Below are 23786 nucleotides of genomic sequence, written 5' to 3'. Positions count from 1 at the left end.
GCGGTATCGCCGGCGAGGCGGCGTTTGCCAGCTTCCATGAACTCCTTGGACCAGGTGTAGTAGAGGCTCTGGGCGATGCCCTCCTTGCGGCACAGCTCGGCAATACTATCGTCACCGCGAAGACCTTCGAGCACGATGCGGATCTTGTCTTCGGCCGAGAAGTGCCGCCGGGTCTGCCGCCGGATGTCTTTTACAACCCGCTCGGCAGGGGCCTTCACCGGCGATTTGGCGTTCGAGGATTTGGGTTTCATCTTCGTTCCTTCGTCACTACGACGAAGCCCAAATCCTCCTTAAATCACAACCTCAAATCTGTGCCATTGGCGCTGACGGGGGACACGCATCGCGAAACTCGCTTGGGTCGTCGCCTTTGAGGTCTTCCAGGCGTTGCCGCCATGCTGCCACGTCCAACAGGTCCGGTTCGCCTCGAAGAACGTCCTAGTCGGCTCGCCTTCCGAGACGCGTCCGGCATGCTCGGACAGCTTTTCCAGGATCATCCGGCGGGCGCTCTCCCATCGTTCTTGCGTCCCCTGATCGGCGGGGATCGAGCGCACTTCTCCGTCGGATCCGAACACATGGATCATCGCATGACAGGCTTCGCGGCTGACAGGAGTGTTTCCGTCTTGCTTCGTCATCGTCGCCGCTCCTTTCGTGAAACTGGTACCCACGGCAAACTTCTGCCCACTTGTCTAGGGTTTCTGACAGGAAACCGGAGGTCTGTCTATGCGGGTGCGCTCAACTGCAAATGTCATTGCCATTCTGAATGAGGCATGCGGAAAAGAAGCGTCTTCCGCTTTGGTTGAAGCCTTCGGGGGGCGTCGGATCGACATTCCGTTGACGGTCTCGGGCCGGCTGGTCGAAGCGCTTGGACAGGATATCACCGCTGTCCTGGTCGATCACTTCGGTGGATGCAAGCTGGATGTCCCCTCTTGGGGGCATGCGGAGCGTATCCAGAAATCGTTGCGCCTCAAGCATGACGTCATGACTTCCGACCTTTCGGCCAACGAGCTCGCAGCTCGGCACGGCGTCACCAGCATGTGGGTGCGCAAGCTTCGCTCGGAGCTCTGTGGCACCTCTTCTTCTCAACCCGCGAAAGACTGACCATGGATATCACCGCCTCGCTCCTCAACGAGATGTTCAGCGGCTTTAACACCGTTTTCAACAAGGCCGTGCAGGCAACGCCGACCTACTGGAACAAGATCGCGATGGACGTGAAGTCCACCGGCTCCGATGAAACCTATGGGTGGCTCTCCGGCGTGCCGCAAATGCGGGAATGGCTGGGGGAACGGCATATCAAAGGCGTGGCCGCCGCCCGTTACACGCTGGAAAACCGGAAGTTCGAAAGCACCATCCGGGTACGGCGTGAAGATATCGAAGATGACCGCCTGGGCGTCTATTCACCTCAGATCAGCATGATGGCCCATGCTGCCGCCTCGCATCCCGACGAACTGGTCTTCGAGGTGCTGAAGCAGGGCTTCACCGCTGAATGCTATGATGGTCAGCCCTTTTTCGACAGCGATCATCCTGTGATCCTCGGCGGAGAAACCGAAACCTCGGTCTCGAACTTCGGCGGTGGCGCCGGAACCCCCTGGTTCCTGCTGGACGTGAGCCGCCCGGTCAAGCCGCTCGTCTTCCAGACCCGCATCCCTTATCAGATGCAACGTGTGGACAAGGACAGCGACACCGGCGTGTTCTTCAACGACGTCTACACCTATGGCATCCGGGCGCGTGTAAATGCCGGGTTTGGGCTGTGGCAATTCGCCTATGGTTCCAAGCAGGAGCTGAACGCGGCCAACTATTCCGCTGCTCGCATCGCGATGCAAAGCATGCGCTATGAGGGTGGCCGGATCATGGGTGTCTCGCCCAATCTTCTTGTCGTTCCCCCCGCGCTGGAAGAGGACGCGCGGGAACTGCTGACGGCGGATGAACTCGTGGGCGGAGGAACCAACGTCTGGCGCGGTTCGGCTGAACTGATCGTCTCGCCCTATCTGCAGGAGTGACCGAAATGGCTGGGCTCGCAGAAGATGTGAACACGGTCCCGCTGCCGCAGATCGACCCCGACCAGGGAGAAAGCTGGGTGCAGCTTTTGCCTGCCGGCAAGTTCGACCTGAATGACCAGCGCGGGCCGTGGATCGTGAAGGACATGGCCTCTGTCATCGAGCGGTCACGCCGCGATCTGGAACGCGGCATGCCGGTGGACATGGATCATGCCTTGGACCGCCGTAATCAGGCAGAACACCGCCGCCCGAGATGCTGGAACGTGGCCGGTTCAGGGGCAGCAACGAACGGATGGCAATCTGTTCCCAACTCGGGATCGACCCGGCGCAGATCGGCGACAGCGAATGAGGCGCGCGGTTCTGGCGAGTTGACGCGCATCCTCAGCCCAGCGGCGGCAGTCCCTCCGCCGCTGGGCGTCCAGCACTCGCAGTCACGGCGAAGCATAATGTCCAACATTCCCGACCATCTTTCCCAGGCGCTGGCCGAACTCCGGGCCAGTCACACAGCGCAAGACAGGGCCATCGCCGTTCTTGAAGCGGTCCTTCAAGCCTGTCATCAACAGGGGGTGAACGCCCTGCATGAAGCCGCTGCGCCGATCAACGAACATCGCCGGGAGCATCGGCCTGGACGCGCCCCGAAGATCGCGAGCGACCCGGAGTTACAGGCGTTCATCGCTGCGCGGATCGACAGGCTGACCTATCAGCAGATCGCGGACGAGATCGCCGAGAACTTTCCGCCAGAACGCCACGTCCATCGGGCGACTGTCCATAGGTGGGCACAACAAAGCTCAAAATCCGCGACTTCTCGCGACCATATCAGATAGCCGCGAGACTCCGCTGATAGTCGCAGATCAACCCTATGAAATCACCTAGTCAAACCGGGTGAATATTAACATCTGGTGCCGTTCGACTGGACCCGCCCGTCCGTTGCCGCCCGCTTGACCGGGCGTCGGCTGTCCTATCCCTTGATCCTTGGCTGAGCGCTTCTCTTCGGCCCTCGCGCTGTCGCGCCCGCTTTCCATTGCCCGCCCGTTGCGCTAGCCAGTGATCCGGGTAAGCGAGCACTCGAAAGGAGAGGCAGGATGATCCCCGTGCGTGGAGTCGATGGCGCCAAGGTCGCCGTTCTGGGATTGGGCCGATCGGGGTTGGCGGCGGCGCGCGCCCTGCGCGCCGGGGGCGCAGAGCCGATCTGCTGGGACGACAACCCCGCCACCCGTGACAGAGCCGAGGCCGAGGGCTTCACCTGCACCGATCTGTCCCGCCAGGGGGCTTTCGAGGATGTGGCCTCCCTGATCGTCTCTCCGGGCATTCCGCATCTCTACCCCCATCCCAACCCGGTGGTTCTGGCCGCGCTCGAGGCCGGTGTGCCGGTCGACAACGATATCGGGTTGTTCTTCCGTTCCTTCGCGACGTCGGCGTGGGACAATCACGACACCCCGCCGCGGGTGGTGGCGGTGACCGGATCGAACGGGAAATCCACCACCTCCGCCCTGATCCACCATATCCTGACCGAGGCCGGCCGAGCGTCGCAACTGGCCGGCAATATCGGTCGGGGTGTTCTGGATCTCGATCCGCCCGAGGATGGCGGCGTGGTGGTGCTGGAGCTGTCCAGCTATCAGACCGATCTGGCCCGGGCGTTGACCCCCGATGTGGCGGTCTTCACCAACCTCTCGCCCGATCACCTCGATCGTCACGCCGGGCTCGGGGGCTATTTTGCCGCCAAGCGTCGGCTGTTCGCCGAGGGCGGTCCGGATCGCGCGGTGATTGGCGTGGATGAACCCGAAGGGCTGTTTTTGGCCGATCAGATGGCTGAGGGGCCGGCCGACGACCGGGTGATCCGCGTCTCTGTCTCGCGCAAGATGACCGGGCCGGGCTGGCAGGTCTTCTCCCGCAAGGGGTTCTTGTCGGAATACCGCAAGGGCCGGCAGGTGGGCTCGATCGACCTGCGCGCGGTCAAGGGGCTGCCGGGGGCGCATAACCATCAGAACGCCTGCGCCGCCTATGCGGTGGCACGCACCCTGGGTCTTGCGCCGAAGGTGATCGAAGAGGCGCTGCGGTCCTATCCCGGCCTGCCGCACCGCAGTCAGGTGATCGCTGAGGCCGACGGGGTCACTTACGTCAATGATTCCAAGGCCACCAATGTCGACAGCGCCGCCAAGGCCCTGGGCGCCTTTCCCCGCATCCGCTGGATCTGCGGCGGGCTTGAGAAGGAGGGGGGGCTTGGCCCGCTGCTGCCTGCAACGGGATCGGTCGCCAAAGCCTATGTGATCGGGCGGGAGGCGGCGAATTTCGCCATGCAACTGAATGTCGAGGCCGAGATCTGCACCACCATGGCCCGCGCGGTCGAGCGCGCGATGGCAGAGGCTGAGGCCGGTGATACCGTCCTTCTGGCCCCGGCGGCGGCGAGCTTCGATCAATACGACAGTTTCGAGCGGCGCGGTGAGGATTTCATGGCCGAGATCAAGGCGCGATTGGCGGGGTGAGGGGCCGGGACGCGAATTTTGCGGGTATTGAAAATGGCTCTGGCGTGCCGCGCGTGTACAGCTCGCACTTTCCCTTTTTCCGGGTGACCTCGTCCAGAGCGCTCGGCGATGTCTGTGCCGAGCGCGCCGCCATTCAGCATGGCAGCGCGAAGGAGGAGCTCAGCGGTTTGGCGATCAAGGTCGCATGCCATGAGGCTCTGCATCGGTAGGCATCCCGATGCATCTGCGTCTGGTGTCATCTCGGTGGGGCTTCGGCGGTGATATCTGCTCTATCGTCGGCGCGACCGAGATATCTGAACGCGCGCAGCACCTCGTTCCGGGCGACTGAGCTACTTCCCGATGTTTGGGCGGGAGCTGGCGTAATTTAAGCTACTCTTTGCTCCTGTTGATCGGTTTGGGTTTCATCTTTTCTCAGCCAATAGACCACGGCTGGCTGACTGCAACCCTGAGCGCTGTTGCGGGCGGTCACAAACAGAGCCGGATCACCGATCTCCTGCCGTGGAGCAACGCTGCGACAGTGTGATCAGAACACTGCTTGCGGTGGGAATGCTCCGCCTGCAGTTTCAGTTCTCAGAAAGGCCTGATGCAGCCGTTCCAGCAGGCGCAGATGCCAGGGCGCGATCCAGCCGAGGGATGAAATTCGGATTTGCCCGAAATGGGTGCGCGGACCCTTGCCTTCCGTCGCCAGCCCATCCCTTCCATTGGTAGCCTTGGCGACAGCGATGACAACGTTTCGGTCGAGAGCCGATCAACGATCTGTTCAGGGCCGAGGTCAAGCGAGGGGGGGGGGGCTTGGCGGCAGTTGCACTACTCGCGCGTGCTAACCAGGGTTGAGGAACCCCGGCTGTGCCTGGCTGGTTTGTCAAAGATGATCTCACTTGATCCCAGCGGTGAGGAACGCCTGGACGAACTGGCGCTGGAAGACGAGGAACAGGATCAGCAGTGGCGCGATGACCATCGTGGTCGCCGCCGAGATGACCGAGATGTCGACCCCGCTCTCGGGCGCGCCGAACAGCGAAAGCCCCACGGTCAGCGGGCGCGCCTTTTCGGTGTTGGTCACGACCAGTGGCCAGAGGAAGTTGTTCCAGTGGGTTGACACCGACACCAGCGCATAGGCGATATAGGTCGGTCGCGCTGCCGGAACGTAGACCCGCCAGAGGACACCCGCCAGGGAACAGCCTTCGACGCGCGCGGCTTCGTCCAGCTCTTTCGGGACGCCCTTGAACGCCTGCCGCATCAGGAAGATGCCGAAGGCCGAGGACATGTAAGGCACACCGATCCCCGCCAGCGTATCGGTCAGGCCCAGCCCGGCTGCGATGGCGTAATTCTTCACGATCAGCACTTCAGGCAGGATGAAGAGTTGCAGGAGGATCAGCGTGAAGACGATGCTCTTGCCCCGGAACTCCACCTGGGCAAAGGCGAAGCCGGCCAGGGTGCACAGGGTGAACTGCCCCAGCAGGATCAGCGTGACCAGCACGAAGGTGTTCAGGAAGTAACGGGGCCAGGGCGCCCCGTTCCAGGCGCTGAGGAAATTGTCGACCACCAGCGGCGCCGAGAGGCGGAAGTTCACCGCATCGCTGGTGGTGTGAAGCGCCGCCCAGAAGACGAAGAACAGGGGCGCGACCCAGATGAGGGCCAGCAGGAAGGCCATCCCAGCCTCGATACGATCGGCGAAACGGCTCATTGGTAATGGGTCCTTCTGTCCAGGAGACCGAATTGCAGGGCCGCGACGATGCCCAGAGCGATCAGGATCAGTACTGTCGCCGCCGAGGCCATGGGGCTGTCGAAATAGGCGAACGAGAGTTCCCAGATATAGTAGAGGATCAGCTTGCTGGCGTCCGAGGGTCCGCCTTTGGTCAGGATGAAAAGGTGGTCGATCAACTTGACCGAGTTGATCAGCGCATTGACCAGGATGAAGAGCGTCGTCGGCATCAGCAGCGGTAGGACGATGCGCCGGGTATAGGTCGCGCGGCTCGCGCCCTCGATGTCGGCGGCCTCCTTGAGCTCGGGTGGAATGGTCTGCAGGGCTGCAAGGTAGAAGATCATGAAAAAGCCCGCCTCCTTCCAGATCGTCACGATGCAAACGGCCCAGAGCGCAGTTTCGGGCCGGCCGAGCCAGTTCATGCTGCCCAAGCCGAAGAGGCCAAGCAGTTGGTCGAGCACACCGATGTCAGGGGTGTAGAAGAACAGCCAGATATTGGCGGCGGCGATCATCGGCAGCACGGTGGGAGTGAAATAGGCGGTCCTGAGGAAGGACGTTCCCGGGATCTTCGCATTCGCCCAGAGCGCCATCACCAGCGCGATACCCATCGAGACCGGGATGGTGACGGCGGCATAGGCCAGGTTGTTCTTCACCACCAGCCAGAAGGTCGGATCATCGAAGAGCGACTGGTAATTTCCCAGGCCAATGAACTCGGAAGGGCGGCGGCGGGTCCCGCGCGAGAAGAAGCTGGCCCAGAGTGTGGCAAGAGAGGGATAGAAGGCGAAGGTGCTCATCAGGACAAGCGCCGGGGACAAGAGCAGCCATCCATGGATGGCCTGCCGCCTGCGACGGGATGTTGACGCGCTTGCCATGACGGATCCTTTCGGAAGATATCCGCGCCGGGATCGGCGCGGACTGTGGTGATGGGGCAGGGGCTTAGCGATAGGCGCTCAGCAGCCGTTCAGCCGAGGTCTGCGCTTCGTCCAGCGCCTCTGCCGCCGACTTGGTGCCGGTCAGGGCCGCCTGGACCGCGTTGTTGAGCCCTTCGCGGACCCGTGCGGTTTCGAAGGTCGAGAACTCGGCGATCGCGGATTCAAGCTGGTCGCGGGCAACGAGCGCCGGCGGGAATTCCTTGGCATAGGCCTTGAGAGCGTCCGTGTTGTAGGCGGCGGGCGAAACGCCCATATAGCCGGTGGCGATGGACCATTCGGCAGCCTTTTCCGGCGAGGTCATGAATTGGATCAGCTTGAGCGCGGCGGCCTTTTCCTCGTCGGTGGAGTCCTTGAAGAGGTAGAAGTTGCCGCCGCCGGTGGGCGAGCCGGGCTGCACGTTGGCGGGCAGGGTCGAGACGCCGAAATCGAAGGTCGCATTATTCTTGACGGCGGTCAGGTTGCCGGTGGTGTGCCACATCATGGCGGTCTTGCCTTCCAGGAAGGCCTGGCGCAGCGTGCCCCATTCGACGGTGCCTTTCGGCATGATGCCCTGTTCGGCCGACAGCGATGTCCAGAATTCCAGGGCTTCGACGGCCTGGGGATCGTTGAAGAAGGTTTCCAGCCCATCGCCTGACATCAGCTCGACGCCGTTCTGGATCGCCAGGGCCTGGAACATCCAGTAGGGATAGCCGGTAGAGGGGATCATCAGTCCGAAGTGATCGTCATTGGTGAGCGCCTTGCCCATCTCGACCATCTCGTCCCAGGTTGCAGGCGCATGGTCGGCATCCAGCCCGGCTTCGCGGAACATGTCCTTGTTGTAATAGGCGACGATGGTCGAGCGCTGGAACGGGATGCCCCAGGTCTTGCCCTCGATCTGGCCGTTGGCCATCAGGCCCGGGTAAAAGCTGTCAAGCCAGGCCTGGCCTGCGTCGCCCTGGATGTAATCGTCGAAGGGCACGATCACGTCCTGTTCGATCAGATCGTAGGCGTCGATCGAAAACAAGACGGCCAGCTGCGCGGGTTCGCCCGCGTTCAGCGCGGCCAGGGCCTTGATGCGGGTATCGTCATAGTTGCCGGCATAGATGGCGTTGACGGAAATGTCCGGGTTGGCCTCCTCGAACTCGGCAACCATGCCGTCGACGACCGCGGTCAGCGGGCCGCCGACAGAGATCGGGTAATACATGGTCAGTTCGGTTTCTGCCAACGCAGGGTTGACGGCGAGCAGGCCGGCAGCAAGGATTGCCGCGGCGGAAACGTGACGGGTCATCGGATGTCCTCTTCTGATGATGTCGGTCTGTGGTTTCTCGACTATTGCAGGGTCTGATTGGCCGATCGGGTGCCCTGCAATTCTGCTATGGGTGCTCTTCTCCGCCGGACGCGGTGAAGAGTACCCTATGTTCCTGTGGAAGGCGCAGACCCATGGTCATCCCTTCCGTCAATCTGTGGCGGCCGGGAAGGATCAAGCCCAAGCCACGTGCTTGGGGATGGCTCAGCACCACATGGGTTTCGGAGCCGAGGAATTCGCAGGTCTCGACCTGCGCGATCAGGTCCGCCTCGGGCTCCGGGGCGGAACCGATGCCCTGCAGCCGGATCCCCACCTGGCTTCCGGCCCCGAGACCCACAGCTTCGCCCGCGATCAGCGCCATCGGCGGGTCGCCGATGAACTCGGCCACAAAAGGCGTTGCGGGGCGATCATACAGCTGCTCGGGCGGGCCGGCCTGCTGCACCGCACCAGCCTTCAAGAGCACGACCTTGTCCGACAAGCTCATCGCTTCGGACTGGTCGTGAGTCACATAGATCACGGTCAGTCCAAGCCGTTTCTGCAACGCCTTGATGTCCCGGCGGACCGAGTTGCGTAATTTGGCATCGAGGTTAGACAAGGGTTCATCCATCAGACACAGCGGATGGCCCGCGACCACCGCCCGAGCGAGGGCCACGCGCTGTCTCTGGCCGCCCGATAGCGCGCGCGGTTTGCGGTCCTCGAGCCCGTCGAGCCCTGTCATCGCCACCGCCTCGGCCAGCCGTCGTTTCTGTTCGTCCGAGGCGACACGGCGGACCTTCATGCCGAACAGGATGTTCTCGCGGACGGTCAGATGAGGAAACAACGCATAGCTCTGAAACACCATGGACAGGCCGCGTTCCGAGGGCGTCGCCTGTGTGACGTCGCGCCCGTCGATAAGGATCTGGCCGCTCTGTGGTGTGTCCAGCCCGGCCAGCAGGCGCAGAAGCGTGGACTTGCCGCAGCCCGAGGGCCCCAGGATAGACACGAATTCGCCGCGCTTCACCGAAAGGGAAATGCCGCAAACTCCACCCCGGGCATCCCACTGACGCCAGACGTCACGGACTTCGACAAAGGGTGTCTCAGGCATCGGTCTCCTCCATGGCCAGGATCAACTGGCCCGGATAGCTGTCCAGAAGCGGTTCGAAGGATGGCGCCGGGTGCCCGTCGATCACTGCGATGTCCGCCTCGTTGAACGTCCCGCCGACAGCAACCGTCCGCCGGCCGAACTTGGTGCGATCCGCCACCAGGATTGAACGCCTGGCGTTGATCCGCATCTGTTCGCGCATCTGCACCTCGGCGACGTTGAAATCGAGAAGGCTGCCATCAACGTCGATACCGCCGACGCCGTAGATCGCGAAATCGGCCCGATAGTTCGAGAAGATATCGACTGCCGCGCGACCAAGGATATCGCGATCGGGAAGCCGCAGTTCGCCGCCCGGCAGAATAATGCGGTTCGTCTGATTTTCTGAAAGCGCAAGGGCGGCGTTCAGATTGTTGGTGATGATCGTCAGGGACTGTTTTTGGGCCAGTGCAGCGGCGACGATCGCCGGCGTGGTTCCGATTGAAATGAAGATTGTGGTTCCGTCGGGGATCAGTTCGGCAACACGTTGCGCGATCGCGGTTTTCGCGTCGAAATTGAGAACCGCCCGCGCCTGGTAGGGAAGATTGACATGCTCTTCCAAGTAGACGGCGCCGCCACGCAGACGTCTCAGTTTCGATTCTTCACATAGCTGATTGATATCTCGCCGAATGGTGTGAGTGGATACACCGAGATCCTCAGCCAGGCCTTCGACCATGACCTGGCCGTTGCGCCGTGCGGCCTCCATGATGTGTTGCTTGCGATCCATTTTGCTCATTCTAACGTGGGTCTTTCTCATATGAACATGTTATCATGTCAGTATTGCTACATTTGCCGGCGTTTCCTCAGAAAAAAGCGGGGTAGCTGTCAGATATTTTTCCATTCGAGCAATGTCCGGGCAGCATCTCAGCCGCCGGACGAGCACCGGCCTTGGGCGCGTTGGCGGTGCCGGGGTCCCCTAGTGCCGAAACAGGCAAGGCCGCCACGGGGCGGCCTTGCTCCTCTTGCCAAATAGGGCGGGTCAGGCCAGCACGATGTCCGTCCAGAGCAGATCGTCGTGATTGACATGGCTCAAAGTGATGCTGCCCTTGGCGCCAAGGTCGATCAGCAGGCCGCCATCCGTTTCGGTCGCGGCATCCATCACAGCTTCGATCGAGTCGAACCCGCTGAGCTCCAGCGTATCCACTCCGATCTCGAAATCGGTGATCATGTCGTGACCTGACTTGCCTGCAAAGACGAAGACGTCAGCGCCGCCGCCGCCGGTGAGGATGTCGTCACCACGTCCGCCGATCAGCGTGTCGCGGCCGGCGCCGCCGGTCAGCAGGTCATCCCCCTTGCCGCCGAAGAGGATATCCGCGCCCTTGCCGCCTTTGAGGAGGTCAGCCCCCCGGCCGCCGATCAGAACATCCTTGCCGTTTCCGCCCAAAAGGACGTCATCGCCGCCGGCACCCCGCAGCATGTCATCGCCGCCAAGCCCTTCGAGAAGGTCATTGCCTGCGCGACCGCTCAGCACGTCGTCACCGGCGTCCGCAACAAGGTGGTCGCGCCCGCTGGTGCCGGTCATCCGCATATTCTCGGCCCCGTTCAGGATCGAAGAGCGCACGACCCCGTTGACCTGGTCCCCGTCCTCGTCGGCAAAGGCGATGGTCGCGTCGACGTCGATCTGGTCAATTGGTTTGCCCGAGCTCGCATCAACATGGTCGATCGGACCCAGCAGGGTGGTCATCGCGCCATCCTGTCCGTCGATTTCGACACGCAGGATATCCTGGCGGCCATCTTCCGCCGCGACATAGGCAACGACCGCGCCATCCTCGAGCGCGAAGGTCACCGGCGTGCCCCCGGAGGTCAGGGTTTCTACCTCCTGCGGCCCATCCGCGACATTGATGTCGACGATGCCTGCGCCCACCGCAAGCGTCAGCTCGCCCGTGAAAGTCGAAGAGCCGAAGCCGTCATCGCCGAACTCCACGTCGAAGGCTGTGCTGACGGGCACGCCCAGGGCCGCTTCGCTGACAAGGTTGCTGCGCAGCGCTTGCGATAGCTCCGGGGTGTCGTTCAGCCCCTTGATCGCCACGTCGATGATCTGCTCGACTGTCGCGGTCCCATCCGAAACCGCAATGGCAAAGCTGTCCTCGCCGTTGAAGCCGGCGTCCGGCGTATAGGTCCAGTTGCCCGATGCGCCGATGACGACATGCCCGTTGGTCGGGCCCTTGCCTTCGGCAATGGCATAGCTCAGCGTATCGCCATCGACGTCCGAGGCGACGATCTGACCCTCGATCGCCACGTCTTCGTTGGTGGTCTGCGGCGCGACGGCCTCGATGACCGGTGCGTCGTTGACCGCCGTGATGTCCAGGGTTGCCGAGCCCGTGACGCTCTCTGCGCCATCGCTCACGGTGAAGCTGAAGGTCACCTCGGTGTCGTCGTCGGCCTCCGGCGTGAAGGTCCAGCTGCCATCGCCATTGTCCTTGAGGGACCCCGACGATGCGGACAGATCGGTGATGGACAGATCATCGCCGTCGATGTCGGACGCATGGGCCAGAAGCTGTTCTGACGTCAGCGTTACCGAGCTGTCTTCGGCCACCACCCCGAGATCGACATCACCGTCGATGACCGGCGCGCTGTTCTCATCCGATGCGTTGCCGATCTTGATGAAATGCACGTCGTCCAGCGCGGCGCCCGCGCCCCAGCTGTCGGCCTCTCCCTTGTCGATGAACTCAAGCCGGTTGGAGCCGTCGCCGGACCCGCCGACCACTTTGATCGTGTGGGTTTCCCATTCGGGATTGATGCCGGTTGTGTTCTGCGGTGCGAGACCGTCAAAGATCACCTCGCCGTTCCACATCACGATCACGCCGTCATCGTCGTGAGCGATATCCGAGTCGGAGAGCGAGAAGCTCACTTCGTAGATCGCCCCGGCCTCGACGCCGGCAATGTCCTGGCCGATCCGGTCCACCAGCGAGCCGGTGACCGAATGGTCCATGTCGATCCAGATATCGCCATCCTTGGCCACTACGCCGCCGTAGTTGTCCAGGTGCTGCTCGATCCGGTTGTTGTTGACGTTGGTCCAGCCGACGATCTGGCCGTCCTGGTTGCGATAGCCCCAGTCGGAACCGCCGTTGTAATTGCCGGATTCGCTGAGGTCCTCGAAACTGCCGTTCACGATCAGATCGGTGCCGACCGCGATGTTCGACACCACGTTCAGGTTCACGGCCGACTCGATGATGCCGCCGCGTCCGTCATTGACCAGATAGGTGAACCGATCGGCGCCCAGATAGCCCGCGTCGGCCGTGTATTCATAGCTCCCATCGGAATTGAATGCGAGCGTGCCGTGGCTCGGGCCATCGGCCAGGATGAATGCCAGAGTGTCGCCATCGCTGTCGGTGGCTTCGATCTGGCCCGCGAACGGGATGCTCAGGCTGACCGATTGCTCTGCTTCGGAAGACACCGGCGCGACATTGCCTTCGGTATCGACCGCCGGATCAGCAACCTTCACGAACTTCAACGCTTCGAGCGAGGCATCGAAGGTCTCGCCGTGACCTTCGAAGACCAGCTCATTGGCGCCATCACCGGCCCCGCCGGTGACGAGGAAAGCGAGGCTGTCGCCATCCCCGGACGGGACCCCCTCATAGACGATGTCTCCCCCCCAGAGAACACGCACGCCATCGGCGCCCGTCGGCAGGTCTGCGATCTGGAAGGTCAGGCGATAGGTGCCGCCGTCTTCGACGCCCTCGATCGGGTAGGTCAGGGTACCTTCTTCGAAGCCGCTTTCGGCGATCAGGTCCGTGCCGATCTCGTAGTGCGTGGCAATCGCCAGATCCGGGGCGCTGGCCAGAAGGGCCTGCAGGTCCGGCAGGGCGGCGGCCACGTCTGCATCCGTGCCCGCAGTGGCGAGCAGCGCCAGCTCCGCCCCGGTAAGGTGACTGCCATCTGCCAGCGTGATGGTCGCCGGCTGGTGCATCTCGTCCACTCCGTCGAGCAGCACCAGCGCGTCATCGCCGACGCGGATGATCAGGTTGCCGTCCGCGCTGATGACGTTGATGTCGGCCAGCTCGGCATCGGTCAACAGGATCGTGCTCGTGCTGTCGAGCGAAACCAGATCAATGCCGGCATCCTTGCCGAAAATGACCTTATCGCCGGTTGCGACGATGACATCGTTGTCCATGCCCCCGTCCAGCGTGTCGGAGCCCGCCCCGCCGTCGAGGAAGTCGGTGCCGCTTCCGCCAACCAGCGCGTCGTCACCGGCGCCGCCAAACAAAAGGTCGTCGCCTTCGTCGCCGTAGAGCACGTCATCATAGCCGCCGCCGCGGACAATATCGTTGCCGGACATTGCGTAAACGACATCCTTGCCGCCCACGGCATTGATTTCATTGTCGTCATCGTCGCCATAGGTAACGGTCGCGTTGTTGAGCAACTTCTCGAGCGCCGGACGGGAGTGCTGCGTCTGATCGTTGATGATGCCATCGACCCCCAGTTCGAGCGCGTTGCGGATGTCGGCCTCGGTCCCGACCACGGTCCAGCCGTTGACGTCCAGACCGGCGTCATGCGCCAGATCGACCAGTTCCTTGGTGAGCGATGTCATCTGCGGTGCGATGCCGTCGAGCTGCCCCATGGAGCCCTCAGGATCGGAGGCATCGGCGATGGTCGTCGGGTTGAGGCTTCCCAGCCAGACCAGCGGGAAATCGACATGGTACACATTGTCCATCAAGTCGCGCAGAACAGTGTGGTCCGTCGCGAAGGTCTGGAAGACGATGTGTTGCGGATCGGCAAAATCCGCGGCCACAAGCTTCGAGAGCAGGGCGTCATAGGTCGCGTAGCCAGAGCTCTTGGTTTCCACCAGGATGCCAAGCTGACGGCCGGTCTCGGCCTCCATCTGCTTGGTCAGGTCAATGAGCGCCTCCAGCGTTATGATGCCCGGGACCTCTTGGCGGATCTCCTCGAGCGTCATGTTCGCGATGCCTTTGGGGAGATCGTCGTGATGGGTGACGAGTTCGCCGTCCTTGGTCAGGCGGAAATCGGTTTCGACATAGTCTGCACCGTATTTGAACGCCCACATGTAGGAATCGTGCTGGTTGTCCGTGTAGGGATCCGTGCCGCGATGGGCATAAAGTGTTGGCGTGTCGGTCATGATATTTCTCCGGGAAATCGTGATTTTTCACCGCCACACCAATGTGGCAGCGCAAGCGCCTCAAGCTGAGCGAGGGACAGGGGACTGCTTCGCTCGAATTTGCTCAAATGAGCATAAATACTCTGTATTCGTTTTCGTCACTTGCGGGATTCGGCTCTTGGTGCGCTCTTATGGGCGTCATATTCTGCGGACATGACAGAGATGAGACAAAAGGTGAGACAAAAAGTGAAAATAACTGCTCATTCGAGCTGATCGCCTGGCGAGGGCGCGCCCGTTCAGCGGCTGCAATTTCGCGGATGGCCTGAGACCGGTTTCTTCCTCTATTTTGAGTTGGGGGCCGCTCCAACCAGGAGGTGGACAATGAGGCGACCAAGGTTCACGGAAGAGCTGATCATCGGGAACCTGAAGGAGGTCGCCTCGCGAATGTGGTCGCGTCCGGCATAAAGCGGGAAGCGCTTCCTCTCTCGGAGTCGCTTTAACGGCATCGCTGGCGTGGAACAGTTAACTCTGATGCTTCACCGGGTCCCGTCGGTGTCTGATTCTTTGCGTAGGGAGCAAATCGACCTACTGCAAACCCGCACGGACAAGGGTTTGTTAGAAGTGGCATTGGCGTCACGACTAAGTGGCGACACAACCTGGCTGAAAAGTTTTATTCGGGAGGATATGGCGTCGGTCGTAACGTGGCGGCAGCAGAGGGGGCAACTGCTTGATGGCTACCTTGGCGTAGCTGGCTCGCTTATCGATACCAGTGACCTTGACGCGCTCGGCCACTCCCTGCGGGAAGACCGCAAGCGGAACGCAGTACGGTGGCGCTGCCGCGAGGTTTGGGCTCGGCACTGGTGGGATCAGTACTGGCATGCTGACACCGACGAAGAGGCCTATGCGGCTTGGGTATTGCTGCTTCAAATCGTTGATCGACGCGCGCACGCTTGGATGGCAATTCCAAGTGGCATGTGCGACGAGCAGCCTCGTCGTGTCGCCCATTACCGGCTCAACTACGACGATCTCGTTCGAGCTATGAACAAGGTTGAGAAGAAGCTGGATGGCGAATTCTTGGGGCGGTCGGCTTTCGACTGGGTCCATCCATGGCTGAAGCGGCCCGACTATGTCCTGCACTGCTGACATTGACTGTCGAGACCGTGCTGTACGAGGCCTCCAATGGGCGACTTGGGGAAGCTGCACTGCAGCGAGGCCCAGCTTGGCGAGTGTCCGGAGAGGTCCGTGAGTGTCAGGCAGCGGGAGGCCGGAGGGACCATGCAGTTTGTCCGCTTCAGCAGTTTCGCCACTGCATCTCGCGATTACGGTCAGTTGACCCGCTGCTTACAGACAAAATCGACGCGCGATCTGATGTCGGCGAGCGGCAATTCGGTGATCGCGTAACCGAGCGCAGCGTAGGTCTCGCGCATGACGGCGCAGGTTGCTTCGGCCTCGGCACGGGTCTGCTTGCGTTCGGTGTCCTGTGCAAAGATCTCGTCCCAATAGGGCGCCAGGAAGACGCGGGCGTTGTAGCGGGCTGTCTTGGCCGCTGCAGCGACATGGGGCGGCACGCGGAGGCCGCAGAGGGTTAGATACCCCACGATGTCGGGAATGCCGCGGTCGAAGATCACGGGGCCTGAGAGCGTCTGTGCGTCTTCGTAGGAGCGGAGGTCGCGCTGCAGCATCCGTTCGGCGTAGGCCATGCGATCCGCCCAGGGGAGAGCGTCTCCGCCGCTGGCCATCTCTTCGCGGATGATCGCGCGGCCGGATTCGGGGATCGTGTGAAAGCCGCGGCGGGCAAGCTCGGTGATCAGGCTGGTCTTGCCTGCACCGGGGCCGCCCGTCACGACGAAGAAATGGTCGCTCATGGGCCATCCTCGGGTTTGACAGGGGAGGGGCTGCGACGCGCGCCACACACCAAGGGCGTGGATCGATGCAGCATGGATTTTCGTAGGGAAAACAGCACCGCTCTGCGCGGCAGAGGCAAATCCTCTGACGAAAAAGGCAGAACTATATGGTTCTTTTCAAAGAGTGGGAAACGTCACGAAGTTCTGCCTTTCTGGGTCGATTGTTTCCTTTGAAATCAGACGGTCGAAATCCCGGTGACCCGTGAAGGCTGCCTTTTTCGTCACATAGGTTTGCCTCTCGGCGGGTATGAAAAAGCCGACCCGAAGGTCGGCTTCCCGGTCAGGTCACGATTTTCTAGATCACTTCGCGCCGTCTGAAGAACCGCTGGCACTTGTCCCCGAGTCGCAAAGGGCGGATGCCGTAGCTGTAGAGGTCCTTGCTGAGGTTCGCGGCGTCGCGGTTGCGGCCCGCGGCCAGTTCGGTCAGCGAGATGTGGGTCGTGCGGAACTCTTCCACGCTCCTGGCACAGACCACTTGCCACCGGCGATGCTTGGCATCGGAGAAGGGCTGGACATGGACGATATGCCCGCGTTGCAGAAGGGCGCGAATGGTTCTCGTATTGGTTTTGAGGCGCAGGCTGGCCTCGCCGAGTGACAGGGCATCCTCCGCCGGGATGGTTGTGGTTTGTCGGATGGCTCGGATGGAGACCAGGAGATCGCCGAACCTTGCGTCGGCGGGAGCCGTCGCGAAGAGGGGAAGGCGATTGTCCAGAACGCAGGCCACAACCTCTGCCAGGGAAGTCTGGCACTGCAGCGCGGCTTCGCGGAACAGGACGGCATCTTCCGGCGCTTGTTGCTCTGGTTTGGTCAACGTTCTCAGTTTTCTCAGAAAATCCGAAATCTCGCTTTCCTCGAAATAGGAACCGTTCTTGGGACAGGCCGCGGCATGAGAAACGAGCCCCTGCGCGCGCAGCAGGCGCAAGGTCGCCAAGGTCACGCCAAGGATGTCTCCGGCTTGCGTCGCGGATATCATTCCGTGGATCTGGGTGGTGATCTCGGAAATGGTTTCGGAGGTGGGATAGGCGTTGAGGTGCACGCCTTGTCCGTTGTCCCGGGCCGACGCGAGGCCGCGCCGGATCAAATGTTGTTCGATTTTCCACCGGCTGACACCTGACATGGCGGCAGCTGTCGCTGGCGTGTGCACCCGCTGTTCCGGCGCTGGCTGACCGAGGATGATGGACCCCTCGGCGACGGGAAAATTCGACCAGATGTAGTCGCGGACACTGTCGCGGACGACATCGAATGCGGGGTCGTCATCGCGGTCCCGCAGCCAGTTGTAGAACAGCCTGAACCGGTGGCGATGGAGCCGTGCATCAATTGGCGTGAGCGATTGAATCTCGCGCAGTGTCGTGTGCATGGCCTCGAGCCCGTCTCGCAAGACCATGTAACCGGTGTTTCCGGCACGCACCCAATCCTGTTCCGAGATATCCGTGCGTTTGGCATCGGCACCCAAGGTCATCAGGGCCCCGAGGTTTTCGGCGGTCTGGACGGCGACATGGATCGGCAGGCCATGGAACCAGTCTCTGCGGGTCTCCTGTCCGGTAGCGATCTGGTCTGCCAGCCAATTCTCCAGATGACGGTCCTTGTCCGCCACATGCACCGCAGGTGTGGGCGCGTAGGTTCGAAGGTGGGGCACGATGTCGAACACGTCCTTGCCCGTTCCGGCCTGCGCCAATGGCACCAGAAGGCTCCCGTGAATGTGGCAGGTACGAATGCTTTCAAGCTGCCAAAGGCCGTGGTGAACCGCGGGCACGTCCTCCGGCCGCTGACGCGCGGCGGACATGCAGACCGGACAGGTGCGTGCGTGTGTCCGTCGGAAGCAGGTGAACTTCAACGTGGCATGGCCGAGTTCGAACCATCCATCCCCGACGAGGCGCGGCGTCCAGAATTGCATCGCGGCGGGGTCTGTCCCGCCCAAGGCTGCGAGACGTTGGATCTCTGTCGGGGCACCGTTGGTCAGCTGCCCGTAGTCGATGCCGATATCCGAGCAGAAGGGAACAAGGCGCGGAACGCCGTTGCGCCGCGCAAGGCGCGACGCAAAGGAGGTAGCGGATTCGCCCGGCACGTAGTCCACGCGAAGAGGCAGAGCTCGTGTCATCATTCGCCCCGCGCTCCTCTGGAAAACACCTGCCGGGTGTCGATGCGCAGGAAATCCGGCACGATGAACGGATTGAACTCGGCATCGCAGGCGGTGCGGCGATGATATGCTCTGATGAAGTTGTGCCGGTTCAGCGTGTCCTGCCCGTGAAGGAAGGCGTCTTCGATGGCGTCCAGGATAACGATGATGGCGATGCCGAACTGATTGGCCGCAGCATGAACAATGCGTTCGCCGTGGGACAATTCCAGCACGTCATCATCTGGTTCGAGGCTTGCGCGCTCGCAGTAGGAATCCAGCAGGTCGAGGATATCTTCGCCATGGGCGGCAGGGGACATGCTCTCGAACCGGATGGTCTTCATTCGGCGGGCGAGCTGGGGGTCATGGTTGAGGATGTCTTCCAGGCCGTTCGTGCCTGAGAGAATGATCCCGACGGGCCATTCCGGGTCGGTCATCAGCGTCTTCAGCATGGATGCGACGGAATCGAGCTCGTGCTTTGTGCCCCGTGATGCGAGGTCCTGCGCCTCGTCCAGATGCACGAAGAGGACACGCCGTTCCTTGAGGTGATGTTGAACCAGGCCCCAGATGTACCAGGCTTGGCGTTCGGCGCCGATCGGATAGCCGAGCGCCCGAAGGAGCATCTGCCCGACAAACTTCAGCGTTGCAGGCGAAGGTACTCGCAAGCTGACGATGGTGGAGTCGCCGTACCCGAGGTTGGCCAGTCTCTGGCTTTCCTGAGCAAGAAGATGACTGATTGCAGCGCTTTTTCCGGCCCCCGCTTGTCCGGACAAGGCCAGTCCCTGCGCTTCGCTGGTCCGTTCGGTCTGGATGTCCACGAGACGTTTTTCAGCGAGAATGGAGAACCCTTCCGCCAGCGGGACGAAGCGCTCGTGATCGACAAAATAGCCTTTCAACTCGGCAATCCGCTGGGCTGCTTGGGGGATCAGATCATTTCTCATCTTTCAACCCCCAGCGTTTGCGGTTCTTGCGTCTCGCGCGACGCTCCGAGTTGTGCCCTGTATTGTCGCCGTCTTGCTTCTCTGGTTCGTCCGTCGGCGGGGTGATGGAAATCGCGTCGCTGAGCAGATCGTTGCTCGGAGGCACGTGTCCCAATCGCTGCGCGTCCGAGCGGAGCGGATAGTGCAGTGCCGCATCTGCACGCGCGACCTCCACGTCGGCCACGTGGAACGGCGTCAGGGCGCGCAACGCGAACGCACAACGGTTCGCCTCGGAAATTCGCTCGATGGCACGCTGGACCTTGGGCGCGTCCAGCCTCGCGTCGCGCGCGTGGGCGTGCCGAACGACTCGAATGCCCTCACGCAGCTCGTCGAAGCTCACGCCCTCGAAGCCAGGCTGATTGGCGAGCGCCGGGTACCAGGTCGCGCCTACCTTGACGGCGATCCACCCGATGTCCTGCAGATCGACCCTGATTTCCACCTCCCGAATGGGGGAGTGCAGATAGGCCTCCCGCAGCGCCTCGCAGCTGTAGCTGAGCCCGGAGAACAGCACGCCCTCGTCATTGAGTTTCCGGGTCATCGGCCTGCCGAATGCTTTCCTGAGGGTCAGGCCATCCGGTGCCGGAGGCGTCCCGTGTTCGGCCACCAGCCGCTTCCAGGCTGCATTCGGGGTTTCCCCTTTCAGCGAGCCGTGTGGCTGGTTGTGATAGATATCAATGATATAGGTCAGCAGGACCTTGATCAGATCATCGTCGCAAAGACAGGCGAGCATCTCGGAGGGGTAGTCGCCACGATCCACGGTGTCGAAGAAGGTCCGGCCCGCCAAGAGCGGCATGAGCTGGTGGCCGAGCGTTCGGAAGAAGGACTCGATATGCCCCCGCATCCAGGGAATTCCGGCGGGCGGCAGGTGCGACGTGACCCCGAGCGAAGCCACCGTTGCCTGGAAGGCATCCGAGACGAAAGCAGGCCCCATGTCGGTCACGAGGGTCCCGATCCCGCCATGGTGATGCCATGTGCTTTCGCATTCGGCCGCTTGGGCCAGCGGGGTCTTGTCCTCGAAAATCTGCCGCAGCGCGCGGATCGCATCATCCGAGTTCGGATTGTCGGCCAGCCGCATCGACACCACGCATTTCGTGGCGCAGTCGATTGCAATGTAGAGCCAGCGTCGCCCCGCCTCGAATTTCTTCTGCCGCTCCGTCGGCAGGTGATCCCAGATGCCTGTCAGCGTCAGCAACGACATGACGTCGAGCTTGTTCTCGTCCATCTCGACACGCTCCATCGGTCGCACGACGTCAGGACCGTTGCTGCTCATGGCGAACTTCCTGGCGGCCGCAGACGTGCCATAGCGTTTGGCACAGACGTAGAATGGGTCAGCCGAGTCCAGTCGGCGTTTAACGCTGGAGGCGGAAGGAACTATGAGCGGCGTTGCCCCCGCGCTGGTTCTGCGCGCGTTTTCTTCCGCGAACAGCGCCCTGGTCTCCTGAATCGATTGGACTTTGCTCGGGCGCTGCGTGTCGGCGTAGATCTCGATGACCTGGTTCATCAGGGCTTCTGCCTTCGGGCACCAGCGCCGGGTCCGGTTGCCGGATAGGTGTGTGGCCGGAATGAGCGAAAGTGCGGAGTAGCCTGCGGCCTGGTAAGAGCGGACCCACTGAAAGACCGTCCGGCTTCCCGGCAGCTTTCGAATTCTTATCTCCTGGCCCGGTCGGATCTTGGCAAAGGCTGCTGCGCCTTCGCCAACGAACCTCTCCGTCACTGATGCAAGCTGCGCTTTGGCCTGCTCATATGCCCGCTGCGTGCGTTTGATGAAGCCTGCAGCTTCGAGAGCCAGGAAGGCGTCACAGACGGCCTTCCGCCAGATCACCAGCCGTGCGGTCTTTTCCGACAGCTCGCTGATGACCTGCACTGGTTTGTCGCGGCGCGCCTCTTGGGTGGCCCGGTCGAAATACCCGGCAAAGTAGGTCGTGTCCGGCCGGCGCATCATCTCGGCGAGCTCCTGGTGGGAAAATGCCTCGGTGATCCCCGGCTGGCCAACGCGCTCGAAGGTGCCGCCTATGTCGTCGATCTCTAGGGGGCGCATGGCGACGCCCGCAGTGGTGATCATGTCGGAGTTCGAGAAGCGGAAACGCAAGGTCATGCCGTTACCTCCACCAGAGAGGGGCGCGTCCAGGCGAGTGTCCGGGCCGCTTCGGCAGCGGCGGCCCGGTCGATGTGCTGATCGGTGACCAGCAGCACCCGGTCGGCGAAGGACTTGGAGACCACCGCTGCAACAGCTTCGAGCTCGGAGGCAAAGTTCAGCTTCAGGACGCGCTGCATGGGTTTGATCGCCACCGCGATCCGCTCGCCATCCGCCTTGGTGACGAGGAAGTCGAAGACATGTCGCGCGGGGAGGCCGTCGGTGCCGACATAGGAGATCGCTGGCGGCTGTTCCCGGACGTGGTGCACGTCGTCGCGCACCAGCGTCAGGCACAGGAAGGCGTACTCGAGCGCACTCTCGAAGTGAATGAGGCGCGGGCGCTGGAAGCCAGGCAGCATGGCCACCATCGAGCCGCGAAGGCTGCCCTTGGAGCGGCGCGCAGGAACACGGGTCGCGTGGCTCGGCTCCGGCCCGCGATAGATCAGATTGTCTTTCATGATGATTGGAGCGCACCTGACCTGGGCGCCGACCCATGTGGGTCGGAGCTGGCGTGGTGCGGCATCCCCCTATGTTAGGAATGAGTTGAGCAGCCCTGCCGAGCGTCTCTCGGCAGGTTGACTTTTCTTGGGAGTCGGGGGATGAATAAGATGTCGACTACAAACGACACTTATTCAAAAGGCCTTCCTGTTGGCGCAGGAGGGTCTTTTTATTTCCCGATGTCAGGTTTTGGTGTCCGGGCGCTCCTCCTCTGCTGGATATCTGTCAGGGAAGAGCTCCTGGGGTGTCATCCCGATGGCCTCGGCCAGAGCCCTTTCGATCTTTTCGGACCGTCTAAGCCCTTGGCTCACCAAAGTGACCGATGAACGAAAGACGTCGAGCTCACGCGCAATGGACGCAATGGATTTGCCACGCAGCCGCAGCTCCATCTTCAGACGTTCATGAGGAATGTTGATGATATCGGGCATCTGTTCCGCAAACATGATTTCCTGACTTCGTAGCCAGAAGGGAATCAGCAACCGATTCGCGAGTCAATAAATGCTTTCCGGTTCAATACGTTAAAAACTCGGGTGAAATTCTCGGTCTTCAATTTCAACGGAGAAATCGGAAATCTGGAGCAGGAACGAAAAAATGGCCGTGCCGAAAAACTGCATCAGGATTCACGGCGAAGACATCATCGTCTACAGTTGCGGCGAGGGTCGGATCGTGCACCACAGGGAATTTCTTCACGCGATGGTGGAAAGCCGGTCTCTGGCCAAGGTCAAAGCGGCGTTTCCCGCCAGCCGCAGGAACCTCTTGGAGGTTCTGAACACCTTTGGCTTCGACTTCGACCAGCTGCTCGCCGAACAGTTCTCCGAAGGCCTGACCAACACGAACCTCGCGGAGACCCACGGGGTGGATGCGAAGTGGATTGCCAAGAAGCGTGGCGACCTCGGGCAAGCCAGCGTTCCAGGTCGTCCGGCTGTCGACATTCCGGATGAAGCAGTCATCGACGCTTACGTGAGCGCAGGGAGCTATGCGGGGGGAGCCCGCGCGCTGAAGCTCGGTTCGCAAACATTCAAGCGGCTGTACCTTCTTGCCGCGTCTCGGACAGGTCAGAAGGCCGACGGTGAGGGGGAGGGATAGCGCATCCGGCTGGGATGCCTCATTTTGGCGAGGACAGAACCCGGGCGACGGTTGCGGGTTCAGCCGCAATCAGGCGGAGGAGGAGGAAGGCAGCGCGGTCCGGGCGTCTTCGTCCCTGTTCCCAGTCGCGAACTGTACTGACGGGGAGGCCGTAGCGTTGCGCGAAACGGCTTGGGACTATCCTGAATTTTGTGCGCTGACGTGGTAACTGCTCGAAGAGGAGACCCACGTATGAGCATCGATAAAGAGATCTTGGACCGATTGATGGAAGGCCGCGCGCCTGGTGATTTGTTTGGCAAGGACGGCATTCTGTCCGAGCTGACAAAGGCGCTGGCGGAACGGGCACTGAGCACGGAGATGGACGTCCATCTCGGTGAAGAACGCGCCGAGGAAGCCCCTGAGGGGTATAATCAGCCGGCCAATCGGCGCAATGGCAGCAGTCAGAAGACCGTGACCACCGACAGCGGCAAGGTCGTTCTGGACATCCCCCGCGACCGGAACG

General features: G+C 61.8%; 21 protein-coding genes. 7 read left to right on the top strand and 14 right to left on the bottom strand.

The features are described 5' to 3' along the window. Positions 1 to 251: transposase (locus G455_RS0120310; protein ID WP_028095356.1), on the bottom strand; the 251-nt coding region annotated here is incomplete at its 3' end. A 39-nt stretch (positions 252 to 290) separates the two neighbouring features. Next, positions 291 to 632, bottom strand: coding sequence for a hypothetical protein (locus tag G455_RS0120305; protein ID WP_028095355.1), 342 nt, complete (start codon positions 630 to 632; stop codon positions 291 to 293). Positions 633 to 720: 88 nt separating this feature from the next. On the opposite strand from G455_RS0120305, the gene G455_RS0120300 reads away from it, so the two are divergent. The 4 genes from G455_RS0120300 (at position 721) to murD (ending at position 4477) form a co-directional block, all read left to right on the top strand. Continuing rightward, positions 721 to 1098: a hypothetical protein gene (locus tag G455_RS0120300; protein WP_154664444.1), complete on the top strand. Its 378-nt coding sequence runs from the start codon at positions 721 to 723 to the stop codon at positions 1096 to 1098. Positions 1099 to 1100: 2 nt separating this feature from the next. Beyond that, a complete protein-coding gene (locus G455_RS0120295; RefSeq protein WP_028095353.1) occupies positions 1101 to 1997 on the top strand; it encodes a Mu-like prophage major head subunit gpT family protein in 897 nt (298 codons plus the stop codon). 5 nt (positions 1998 to 2002) lie between these two features. Continuing rightward, on the top strand, positions 2003 to 2818 hold the full coding sequence (locus G455_RS0120290) for a helix-turn-helix domain-containing protein (protein WP_028095352.1): 816 nt from the start codon (positions 2003 to 2005) through the stop codon (positions 2816 to 2818). A 258-nt stretch (positions 2819 to 3076) separates the two neighbouring features. Continuing rightward, positions 3077 to 4477 carry a UDP-N-acetylmuramoyl-L-alanine--D-glutamate ligase gene (murD, locus tag G455_RS0120285; protein ID WP_028095351.1) on the top strand — a complete coding sequence of 467 codons (1401 nt, stop codon included), beginning with the start codon at positions 3077 to 3079 and terminating at the stop codon, positions 4475 to 4477. Positions 4478 to 5351: 874 nt separating this feature from the next. Here murD and G455_RS0120275 read toward each other — a convergent pair. The 6 genes from G455_RS0120275 to G455_RS24875 form a co-directional block, all read right to left on the bottom strand. Continuing rightward, positions 5352 to 6161 carry a carbohydrate ABC transporter permease gene (locus G455_RS0120275; protein WP_028095349.1) on the bottom strand — a complete coding sequence of 270 codons (810 nt, stop codon included), beginning with the start codon at positions 6159 to 6161 and terminating at the stop codon, positions 5352 to 5354. Then, positions 6158 to 7051, bottom strand: coding sequence for a carbohydrate ABC transporter permease (locus G455_RS0120270; protein WP_028095348.1), 894 nt, complete (start codon positions 7049 to 7051; stop codon positions 6158 to 6160). Before G455_RS0120270 ends, G455_RS0120275 begins: the two co-directional genes overlap by 4 nt. 64 nt (positions 7052 to 7115) lie before the next feature. After that, positions 7116 to 8378, bottom strand: a complete 1263-nt coding sequence (locus tag G455_RS0120265) for an ABC transporter substrate-binding protein (RefSeq protein WP_028095347.1) — start codon at positions 8376 to 8378, stop codon at positions 7116 to 7118. Between the two features lie 85 nt (positions 8379 to 8463). Next, on the bottom strand, positions 8464 to 9480 hold the full coding sequence (locus G455_RS0120260; RefSeq protein WP_028095346.1) for an ABC transporter ATP-binding protein: 1017 nt from the start codon (positions 9478 to 9480) through the stop codon (positions 8464 to 8466). Then, on the bottom strand, positions 9473 to 10240 hold the full coding sequence (locus G455_RS0120255) for a DeoR/GlpR family DNA-binding transcription regulator (RefSeq protein ID WP_229861853.1): 768 nt from the start codon (positions 10238 to 10240) through the stop codon (positions 9473 to 9475). The genes G455_RS0120260 and G455_RS0120255 overlap by 8 nt, the downstream gene beginning before the upstream one ends. 252 nt (positions 10241 to 10492) lie before the next feature. Beyond that, positions 10493 to 14590, bottom strand: a complete 4098-nt coding sequence (locus G455_RS24875) for a tandem-95 repeat protein (RefSeq protein WP_051312658.1) — start codon at positions 14588 to 14590, stop codon at positions 10493 to 10495. Between the two features lie 510 nt (positions 14591 to 15100). On the opposite strand from G455_RS24875, the gene G455_RS0120245 reads away from it, so the two are divergent. Then, a complete protein-coding gene (locus G455_RS0120245) occupies positions 15101 to 15712 on the top strand; it encodes a hypothetical protein (protein WP_154664442.1) in 612 nt (203 codons plus the stop codon). Positions 15713 to 15894: 182 nt separating this feature from the next. Here G455_RS0120245 and G455_RS24870 read toward each other — a convergent pair whose 3' ends face one another. The 6 genes from G455_RS24870 to G455_RS0120215 all read right to left on the bottom strand — a co-directional run bounded on the left by G455_RS24870 (position 15895) and on the right by G455_RS0120215 (position 22641). Then, positions 15895 to 16434 carry an AAA family ATPase gene (locus tag G455_RS24870; protein ID WP_035367114.1) on the bottom strand — a complete coding sequence of 180 codons (540 nt, stop codon included), beginning with the start codon at positions 16432 to 16434 and terminating at the stop codon, positions 15895 to 15897. 334 nt (positions 16435 to 16768) lie between these two features. Further along, complete coding sequence (locus tag G455_RS0120235) at positions 16769 to 18574, bottom strand: TniQ family protein (RefSeq protein WP_028095343.1); 1806 nt, start codon at positions 18572 to 18574, stop codon at positions 16769 to 16771. After that, positions 18571 to 19527 carry a TniB family NTP-binding protein gene (locus G455_RS0120230; protein WP_028095342.1) on the bottom strand — a complete coding sequence of 319 codons (957 nt, stop codon included), beginning with the start codon at positions 19525 to 19527 and terminating at the stop codon, positions 18571 to 18573. The genes G455_RS0120235 and G455_RS0120230 overlap by 4 nt, the downstream gene beginning before the upstream one ends. Further along, a complete protein-coding gene (locus tag G455_RS0120225) occupies positions 19517 to 21661 on the bottom strand; it encodes a Mu transposase C-terminal domain-containing protein (protein ID WP_028095341.1) in 2145 nt (714 codons plus the stop codon). The genes G455_RS0120230 and G455_RS0120225 overlap by 11 nt, the downstream gene beginning before the upstream one ends. After that, positions 21658 to 22158, bottom strand: a complete 501-nt coding sequence (locus G455_RS24865) for a Tn7 transposase TnsA N-terminal domain-containing protein (protein WP_229861851.1) — start codon at positions 22156 to 22158, stop codon at positions 21658 to 21660. Before G455_RS24865 ends, G455_RS0120225 begins: the two co-directional genes overlap by 4 nt. Positions 22159 to 22380: 222 nt before the next feature. After that, entirely contained in the window at positions 22381 to 22641 is a 261-nt protein-coding gene (locus G455_RS0120215; protein ID WP_229861850.1) for a helix-turn-helix domain-containing protein, read from the bottom strand. A 148-nt stretch (positions 22642 to 22789) separates the two neighbouring features. On the opposite strand from G455_RS0120215, the gene G455_RS0120210 reads away from it, so the two are divergent. Together G455_RS0120210 and G455_RS24860 are read left to right on the top strand one after the other, a co-directional pair. Further along, entirely contained in the window at positions 22790 to 23284 is a 495-nt protein-coding gene (locus G455_RS0120210; RefSeq protein ID WP_028095339.1) for a hypothetical protein, read from the top strand. 231 nt (positions 23285 to 23515) lie between these two features. Further along, a partial coding sequence (locus G455_RS24860; protein WP_205620461.1) for a transposase occupies positions 23516 to 23786 on the top strand: 271 nt, incomplete at its 3' end.

Origin of the sequence: Pseudodonghicola xiamenensis DSM 18339 (assembly GCF_000429365.1) — a bacterium.
In the GTDB taxonomy this organism is placed as follows: domain Bacteria; phylum Pseudomonadota; class Alphaproteobacteria; order Rhodobacterales; family Rhodobacteraceae; genus Pseudodonghicola; species Pseudodonghicola xiamenensis.
The sequence above is the reverse complement of the archived record's forward strand: the minus strand, read 5'-3'. Positions and strand labels throughout refer to the sequence as shown.

Excerpts from the sequence above, each read along its gene's own strand:
- G455_RS0120305 (WP_028095355.1), bottom strand. The coding sequence starts at position 632 with ATGACGAAGCAAGACGGAAACACTCCTGTCAGCCGCGAAGCCTGTCAT.
- G455_RS0120300 (WP_154664444.1), top strand. The coding sequence starts at position 721 with ATGCGGGTGCGCTCAACTGCAAATGTCATTGCCATTCTGAATGAGGCA.
- G455_RS0120295 (WP_028095353.1), top strand. The coding sequence starts at position 1,101 with ATGGATATCACCGCCTCGCTCCTCAACGAGATGTTCAGCGGCTTTAAC.
- G455_RS0120290 (WP_028095352.1), top strand. The coding sequence starts at position 2,003 with ATGGCTGGGCTCGCAGAAGATGTGAACACGGTCCCGCTGCCGCAGATC.
- murD (WP_028095351.1), top strand. The coding sequence starts at position 3,077 with ATGATCCCCGTGCGTGGAGTCGATGGCGCCAAGGTCGCCGTTCTGGGA.
- G455_RS0120275 (WP_028095349.1), bottom strand. The coding sequence starts at position 6,161 with ATGAGCCGTTTCGCCGATCGTATCGAGGCTGGGATGGCCTTCCTGCTG.
- G455_RS0120270 (WP_028095348.1), bottom strand. The coding sequence starts at position 7,051 with ATGGCAAGCGCGTCAACATCCCGTCGCAGGCGGCAGGCCATCCATGGA.
- G455_RS0120265 (WP_028095347.1), bottom strand. The coding sequence starts at position 8,378 with ATGACCCGTCACGTTTCCGCCGCGGCAATCCTTGCTGCCGGCCTGCTC.
- G455_RS0120260 (WP_028095346.1), bottom strand. The coding sequence starts at position 9,480 with ATGCCTGAGACACCCTTTGTCGAAGTCCGTGACGTCTGGCGTCAGTGG.
- G455_RS0120255 (WP_229861853.1), bottom strand. The coding sequence starts at position 10,240 with ATGGATCGCAAGCAACACATCATGGAGGCCGCACGGCGCAACGGCCAG.
- G455_RS24875 (WP_051312658.1), bottom strand. The coding sequence starts at position 14,590 with ATGACCGACACGCCAACACTTTATGCCCATCGCGGCACGGATCCCTAC.
- G455_RS0120245 (WP_154664442.1), top strand. The coding sequence starts at position 15,101 with ATGCTTCACCGGGTCCCGTCGGTGTCTGATTCTTTGCGTAGGGAGCAA.
- G455_RS24870 (WP_035367114.1), bottom strand. The coding sequence starts at position 16,434 with ATGAGCGACCATTTCTTCGTCGTGACGGGCGGCCCCGGTGCAGGCAAG.
- G455_RS0120235 (WP_028095343.1), bottom strand. The coding sequence starts at position 18,574 with ATGATGACACGAGCTCTGCCTCTTCGCGTGGACTACGTGCCGGGCGAA.
- G455_RS0120230 (WP_028095342.1), bottom strand. The coding sequence starts at position 19,527 with ATGAGAAATGATCTGATCCCCCAAGCAGCCCAGCGGATTGCCGAGTTG.
- G455_RS0120225 (WP_028095341.1), bottom strand. The coding sequence starts at position 21,661 with ATGACCTTGCGTTTCCGCTTCTCGAACTCCGACATGATCACCACTGCG.
- G455_RS24865 (WP_229861851.1), bottom strand. The coding sequence starts at position 22,158 with ATGAAAGACAATCTGATCTATCGCGGGCCGGAGCCGAGCCACGCGACC.
- G455_RS0120215 (WP_229861850.1), bottom strand. The coding sequence starts at position 22,641 with ATGTTTGCGGAACAGATGCCCGATATCATCAACATTCCTCATGAACGT.
- G455_RS0120210 (WP_028095339.1), top strand. The coding sequence starts at position 22,790 with ATGGCCGTGCCGAAAAACTGCATCAGGATTCACGGCGAAGACATCATC.